Origin of the sequence: Brevibacterium rongguiense (assembly GCF_009857845.1) — a bacterium.
Classification (GTDB): domain Bacteria; phylum Actinomycetota; class Actinomycetes; order Actinomycetales; family Brevibacteriaceae; genus Brevibacterium; species Brevibacterium rongguiense.
Genome location: NZ_WWEQ01000179.1, coordinates 1 through 209, shown reverse-complemented (window position 1 = coordinate 209; position 209 = coordinate 1). Strand labels below are relative to the sequence as shown.

Here is a 209-nt window from a genome sequence, read left to right as displayed (position 1 = left end):
GGGTCAATCGGCCCAGGCGGGCCTGACGCCGGCGGCGGTGGTAGGTCCGTTCGATCCATGTAATGATCGCGATCCGGAGTTTCTCACGGGTGCGCCAACGGCGCCGGTCCAGGACGTTCTTCTGGAGTAGCGAGAAGAAGGATTCCATCGCCGCGTTATCACCGGCAGCACCGACTTGGCCCATGGATCCGATGAGGTGATGCTGGTTC

General features: G+C 62.7%; 1 protein-coding gene. It reads right to left on the bottom strand.

Annotation, left to right across the window (positions count from 1 at the left end; all coding sequences use genetic code 11):
* Positions 1 to 209, bottom strand: a 209-nt coding sequence (locus GSY69_RS15515; RefSeq protein WP_160954421.1) for an integrase core domain-containing protein, incomplete at both ends; no start/stop codon positions are given.